Annotated in this window: 4 protein-coding genes; all 4 read left to right on the forward strand. The window is 70.0% G+C overall.

Annotation, left to right across the window (positions count from 1 at the left end; all coding sequences use genetic code 11):
• Positions 1-657 precede the first annotated feature (657 nt).
• Entirely contained in the window at positions 658-1,437 is a 780-nt protein-coding gene (locus tag ACFY12_RS29355) for a hypothetical protein (RefSeq protein WP_390718926.1), read from the forward strand.
• A gap of 173 nt (positions 1,438-1,610) precedes the next feature.
• On the forward strand, positions 1,611-2,870 hold the full coding sequence (locus tag ACFY12_RS29360; protein WP_390718950.1) for an ATP-binding protein: 1,260 nt from the start codon (positions 1,611-1,613) through the stop codon (positions 2,868-2,870).
• A 354-nt stretch (positions 2,871-3,224) separates the two neighbouring features.
• The gene (locus tag ACFY12_RS29365; RefSeq protein ID WP_390718927.1) at positions 3,225-3,758 is read left to right on the forward strand and encodes a hypothetical protein; all 534 of its coding nucleotides are present in this window, start codon (positions 3,225-3,227) and stop codon (positions 3,756-3,758) included.
• Positions 3,759-4,327: 569 nt separating this feature from the next.
• Positions 4,328-6,085 (forward strand): protein-arginine deiminase domain-containing protein, encoded by a 1,758-nt coding sequence (locus ACFY12_RS29370; protein WP_390718928.1) that lies wholly within the window; start codon positions 4,328-4,330, stop codon positions 6,083-6,085.
• Positions 6,086-6,601: the final 516 nt, after the last annotated feature.

Below are 6,601 nucleotides of genomic sequence, written 5' to 3' on the forward strand. Positions count from 1 at the left end.
ACATCGCATTCGTTTGGCCTGAAGTCATCGCAGGTTGCCCAGAGAGAGGGGCGAACGGATGCCCGGGTTCCGTCGCGATGGGGAAAAGTCGCGGACCGGACGGAGGGTCGACAGCTGGTCGACGCAGGGTCGTCGACACCGATCCGGAGGGTCGCGGAGCGATTACCCACCGACGGGGCGCGGTGGCTACAAGGTGCTACATGCCTTGATGAGGAGGAGTGCCTGAATATGCAGGATATTTCAGGCAAGGAGCTGTGCGGCGAGGTGCCGTACTGCGCATGTCCGCTCATGACTGCTTATGACTGCTCATGGCTGCTCATGCGCGCGCACCGCACCGCCCGGCAGTACCCCGCCCCGGCGGCGCGGCGCGGAGCCGCTTCGCTCAGGCCTCGTGCCCGCGACGCGCTTCCCGGTCGAGTGAAATATCCGTGATATTCCTGATGCCCCTGATGTTCGGTCTGACGGTCTGGTGGTATCGCCCGGGAATCACCCGGGAATCGCCCGGGAGGGGTGAGCCGACGATGAGCTGGTCATCGGCGATATGGCCGATTTCGGCTATCGGCATCGGCTATACCGGCTATATCGGGAATCCCGTAACGGCTGGAACCCCGACGTCTGGAACTGGAACCCCGACGGCTGGAAGACGTCTTGTCCCTTGTGAACAGCTTGTCCCTGCGACGCCGCTCCCGCGTGGCGGGTGTGGCCGCGCTGCTGGTGGCCGCTGTGCCGGCGGCCGGGTGTGCCGCCGGCGGGGGAGCGGTGAACGCCGTGTCCGCCCCGCCCTTGGCCGGGCCGAAGCAGTTGTGGCCCGACCGTCTGGTGATGCCCTCGCCCTCTCCCGAGCCCGTTCAGCCGGCGGAACAGCCGGTTCGGCTGCGCGGGGTGCCCGGCGCCGCCGCCGGTATCCGCGCCGTGAACCCGGCAGATGTGGTCGCGGCCGACTTCCGGGCCCAGCGGCCGCCGGAGGACTCGTACGAGCCCGGCGCGGCAGTCGTCGACAAGATCCGCAGCTGTACGGCCGGGAAGCCGGACTGCCCGCTGCGCACGCCCATCCACCAGGATCTGACCGGTGACGGCAAGGAGGAGCTCGTCCTGGCCATCGACGCGTCCCCGGGCACGCTGACGCTGCGCGTGTACGCCCTCCTGGACGGGGTGGTCACCCGCATCCTGAACGCGGTGCACAGTCCGTTCTCGGTGGAAGTGGCGGGCAGGGACCTGATCGTGCGGGAACCGGTGGCCCAAGGAGGGTACGAAGCGCGCACGGTCTACTCCTGGGATGCCGGCACCCGCACCTTGGCCCAGCGGACCAGCGAGGTCCGCCAGGTCCCGGCCGGTACCGGCGCCCCGAGCTCCACCACTCCAGCCCCGAGCTCCACCACTCAGGCCCCGAGCCCCACCACCCCGGTCCCGGCCGGTTCTCCGGGAGCCCGGCGATGAGCGGCGGGCGTTGGCGTACGGGCGGTGCCCCGTGGTGGCCGCGGGGCGCGCGGTCCCCGGGCGTGCGGTCCAGAGACACAAGCTCCAGAGACACGAGGCCCAAACGCACAAGGCCCCAAGGCACAAGGCCCCAAGGCACAAGGCCCAGAAGCGCACCGTCCAGGGGTGCCTGGCTGCGCACGCTGTCCGGGAAGTTCTCCCTCTTCCTCGTCGCCACCTGCTGCATCGTCGCGCTGGCCATCGGCGTCCTGGTGCATGTCCTGGTGAGCCGGCAGGTCGTCGACAACGCCCGCACCGAGGCGCTGCGCCGCCTCGACTCCGCGGCCCGCTCCTACGTCGCCGGGGAACCGCTGCCCGGCGATGCGGCCGTGGACCCTCCGCAGCTCCCGCGTGCGCTGCGCGAGCGGGCGCTGCACGGTGCGCGCGGCACCCAGTTGGGCGAGTTCGAGGGCGCGCCGACGATGTGGGCCGCCGTCGGCGCGGACGACAACGTCCTGGCCGCCCGCTTCGACTACCGCCCCAGCGCCCGTACCCTCGACGGGCTCGACCAGGCGATCGTGATCTCGGCGGGTGCGGCCATCACCGGCACGCTCCTGGCCGGGCTGTTCGCGGTCTCCCGCGTCACGCGCAGGCTGCACCACACCGCCGCCGTGGCCGACCGGATCAACGAGGGCGACCTGGACGCCCGGGTCGCCGACCCGGAATCCACGCGTGACGCCCGCTATCAGGACGAGGTCGCTGCCGTCTCCCGCGCCCTGGACGCGATGGCCACCACCTTGCAGCGCAAGCTGCACAGCGAGCAGCGGTTCACCGCCGATGTGGCCCATGAGCTGCGCACCCCGCTCGCCGGGCTCCATGCGTCCGCCGAGCTGCTGCCGCCGGGCCGCCCCACCGAGCTGGTCCGCGACCGGGTGCAGGCGCTGCGCCGCCTCACCGAGGATCTGCTGGAGATCTCCCGGCTGGACTCCGACACCGAACGGGCCGATCTCGCCGCCCAGGATCTGGGGGAGCTGGCCCGGCAGACGGCACGGGCCAGTGGGCTGCCGACCGAGGTCGTCGTCGTACACGACCAGTGTGTGATCACCGACCGTCGGCGTCTGGAGCGCGTACTGGGCAATCTCGTCGCCAACGCCCACCGGCACGGCCGCCCACCCGTGTCCCTGACGGTGGACGGCCTGGTCATCACGGTCCGTGACCGCGGCGACGGGTACCCCGATTCTCTCCTCGCACAGGGACCGCAGCGCTTCCGCACCGAACCCCGCAGCGGCGGTGGTGGCGGCAAAGGCCACGGCCTGGGGCTGACCATCGCCCTCGGCCAGGCCCGGATCATCCAGGCCGACCTGTCTTTCACCAACGCACCCGACGGCGGCGCCGTGACCACCCTCACCCTGCCCGCCGCCTGCGCCGCCCTACCGGACGCCGGATCGCCCTAGGCGTATCGCCCTGTCCGATGAGTCGGCCCGGTGGGTCAGCCCGATGGGGCAGCCCAAGGGACGCCACCAGGCCACCCAGATCGAGGACGCCGGTCCCGCCGTAGGACTTCAGGACGCCGGTCCCGCCGTAGGATTTCAGGACGTCGGTCCCGCCGTAGGACTTCAGTAGGCCGGTGACGGTCTCTGAAGCGCGCGGCCGGTGGCAGCCACCCGGCGGTCCACTCCAGCCGATCGGGCGAACCCCGGCGCTGCCCGGCGGAATGAAGCCCCTGAGGGGGCAACGGGGCCGGTGTCATGGAGAGCGGCTCTGCTCGTCGACCGTGCTCTGACCGTCCTCCGGAGAAGACACCCGCCATGCGTACGCACTCTCTCCTCCGCCTCCTCCGCCTCCCCCGCCTCCTCCGTCGTGCTGCGCAGCCCAACGTGCTGTTCGGGGGTGTGTACGGCGCGGTCCTCGCGAGTTCGATGGTGGCCGCGCTCACCCAGTACCCCGAGACGGGGCGCGCGGATCGCCTGTACGACGCCCAGTGGCTGCTGGTCACGGCGGTCGCCTCGGCCCTGGCCCATGGGTACGCGCACTTCATCGCCCGGCGCGGCGCCCCGGCACATCCCGGTGGCTGGCGGTCCCTGCGGATCCTGCTCGACGAGTGGCCGCTGGTGGCCGCCACCCTGCCCACCGTGCTGCTGATGTACGGAGCGGGGTTCGGCTGGTGGGGGTCGAAGGACATCGAGTACGCCGTGTTCGCCGTCAACATCGCGCTGCTCTTCGGCTGGGGCCTGCTGGCCGCACGTGTGGCGGGCCGCGCTTGGCGCTCGGCCGTGAGGCTCGGCGTGGCGGACGCGCTGCTCGGCGTGATCGTGGTCGTCGCCAACGCGGTCATCAAGTAGCCGCCCCGCGGGGCGACTCCAGCGCTTCCACTTCGCCCTGGCTTTAGTTCACTGCGCCCTGGCTCTCGTTCACTGAGCCCTGCCCTCGTCCTCAGGCGGGGTACCGCGGCGGTGGGACGGCCGATAGCCTCCGGTGCGGCCCGCCCGAGCCGGCTTCGGCAGGCCGCGGCAGAAGTGGCTGATCAGGTAACGCAGATGCGCGGGCATCGCTTGAGGACGCGGCACGCCGATTGATCCCGCAATGTTCCAGATCCTGTTTGCGGATGGTCGGAGTCCGGTCTGTCGGCGGGGTGATCCCGCTGGTCGGGGGAGTGAGGGCAGTGAGGGAGCCGCGAGGGGACGGAGCCGAGGCCCGGACCACAAGGAACAGGCAAGGGAACAGGCAAAGGAACAGAGCGCGGCCCAGGGCCGGGGCCGCGACAGCGCTGGCGATCGCCCTGGCGGCCGTCTCCGGGACCGCGCCGACCGCCACCGCCGCTGACACAGGGGCCATCAGGACCATCAGGACCATCAGGGCCATCAAAGCCACCAATGCCACCAATGCCATCAGGGCGGACATTCGCGCCGATGTGAACCGTGACGGTGCCGTCGATGTCACCGGCGCGTCCGATGTCGCGGGCAAGACGACATGGCACAGCGGGCGGGGCGCGATCTTCCTGCCGAACATCGGCGACAAGCAGCGGCGCTGCAAGACAAGGACGCCGGACGGGCGATGGTTGTCCAACGCCCGGCTCCAGGCGTGCAACGACGCTCAGGACAACGTCGTGCGAGCGCCCGAGTACCTGGCCCCCTTGCGCACCATACCCATGAAGAACGCCTCGGACGCTGCCACCGGCAGGCTTGAGCTGGTCGGCTCGGGCAAGTCCAGGGTCCGGCTCTTCCTCAAGCGGAACGGCACCTGGAGGTACGCCACCGACACCACCCGCATCACCCCCGCAGAGCTGCGCAAAGGCCTCGAACTCGGCCTGGACGGAAGGGACGTCATACGCACGGACTGGGATGGCTGCATCACCGTCCGGTTCACCGCCACCGACGGCGCGCGCACTTCCACGGACGAGGTGATGCTGCGCGCCGCCCCGGTCCTGACGCAGCACCACCTGCAGCGCGCCGAGCAGGCACTGGTCGTGGACGGCGGCAGCCACCAGGACCCCAACCAGCGGTCCTTTGCACGGCAGTTCGCCGAGGAGGTGCGAAAGGCCGGCATCACCAAGCCGACGTACACATTCCGGGACGGCACGGACATCTGGGCGCAGGACTTCATCGAGCCCGGTTACGTCAGCATGCCCGGTCCGGACGGCAAGCCGAGGGTCCTGCGGGTGATGATCCGGTCCGCGCAGATGGACCGTGACCCGGGCAAGCAGGTCTTCGCACTGCGCGGGCCCGGGGTCGGCGTCGCGCAGATCAACGAGGGGACGTCCGACCAGGTCAACTCCACCGGCAACCTGGAGACCATCCCGCCGTACAGCCACAACGGCAGGTCCTACCCGGCAGGCCGGATCATCACCGGCAGGTACGGCTCCCGGCTGCCCGCGCACACGGCCTTCCTCAGGGCTCAGGGTGCTCAGGACCCGCTGGTGCTGGAGACCGGCTGGCTCGCCGTGGGCCACGTGGACGAGTTCGTGCAGTTCCTGCCCGCGAACACCCCGCGCGGCTGGAAGATCGGCATCGCCGATCCGGAGGGCGGGCTCGCGCTGCTGCGCACGGCCCAGCGCGAGGGGCACGGCCACACGAAGGCCTTCTCCATCCCCCGCTCCTACGCGGAGCATCCCGTCCCCACGATCGATCAGGTCCTGTCCGACCGGCAGTTGCTCAAGGACAACGCCCTCGCGGCCCGGAAGATCGAGGAGAACCTGGCGCTGCTGAGGACCGAGACCGGTGTCACGGACGCCGAGATCGTGAAGATCCCGGCGATGTACGACAGCAACCTCGGCGGCTTCCCCGGGCCGCGTGCCGCGCGGGCACAGAACCGTCCGGTCATCGCCTCCTACCCTGGCGCCGTCAACGGCGTCGTCCTGAGCCCCACGACCTATCTCGCCCCCAAGCAGTGGGGCCCGGTCGTGGACGGCAAGGACCTCCTCGCCGAGGCGGTGACCGGCGCGTACGCCAAAGCCGGCATGCGGGTGCGCTACCTGGACGACTGGCGCACCCACCACGTCCTGGGCGGTGATGTGCACTGCGGCACCAACATGATCCGCGCCCCCGCCCCGCCGTGGTGGCACTCTCCCCGGCAGGACCGGAGCCCCTCCCCCCAGGTAGCACCGGACTCCCGAGCCGACATCCCTGCCCCCGCCCGGCGTACGGCACCGGGCGGAGAAGGGAATCCGTAGAGCCGGGGGCACCCGCCACTGCTCGGCCCCTGCCACCCGCCCACGTTCGGGCTCGAACCATCGCGGACGAGCCCCCAGCCGTGCCGCACTCATAGAATCGTGTAAGATCTTCGAGTTGCCATGGAGCCGTCGGGTTCCACGGCAGTCATTTCCGCCGCACTTCAGTGGCACACCACTACCGAACGGCTCGCTGCCGGGAACAATTTCGGCATGCCGAAATTCGGACCGGGACTCGATTATGAGTCGCCAGGGAAAGCCGCTAAAGTAGTGACCGCCGAAAGGGCAGCGAATAAGCCGCTCCGAGGCAAACCTTCCGACGAAAATCGGAGCCGGATCCGAACGGAATCCGGATCTGCTAAAGTCGGAATCGCGAAGAGGTCGGAAGGCTGAATCGCACCGGCGAAAATCGGAGCCGCGAGGATCTGATAGAGTCGGAAACGCAAGACCGAAGGGAAGCGCCCGGAGGAAGCCCGAGAGGGTGGCCGAAGGAAGCGTCCGTTCCTTGAGAACTCAACA

The sequence above is a fragment of the Streptomyces sp. NPDC001339 genome (genome assembly GCF_042895955.1).
Classification (GTDB): domain Bacteria; phylum Actinomycetota; class Actinomycetes; order Streptomycetales; family Streptomycetaceae; genus Streptomyces.

What these genes read in the sequence shown, in the direction of transcription:
- ACFY12_RS29365 (WP_390718927.1), top strand. Translation starts at nt 3,225, where the DNA reads ATGCGTACGCACTCTCTCCTCCGCCTCCTCCGCCTCCCCCGCCTCCTC.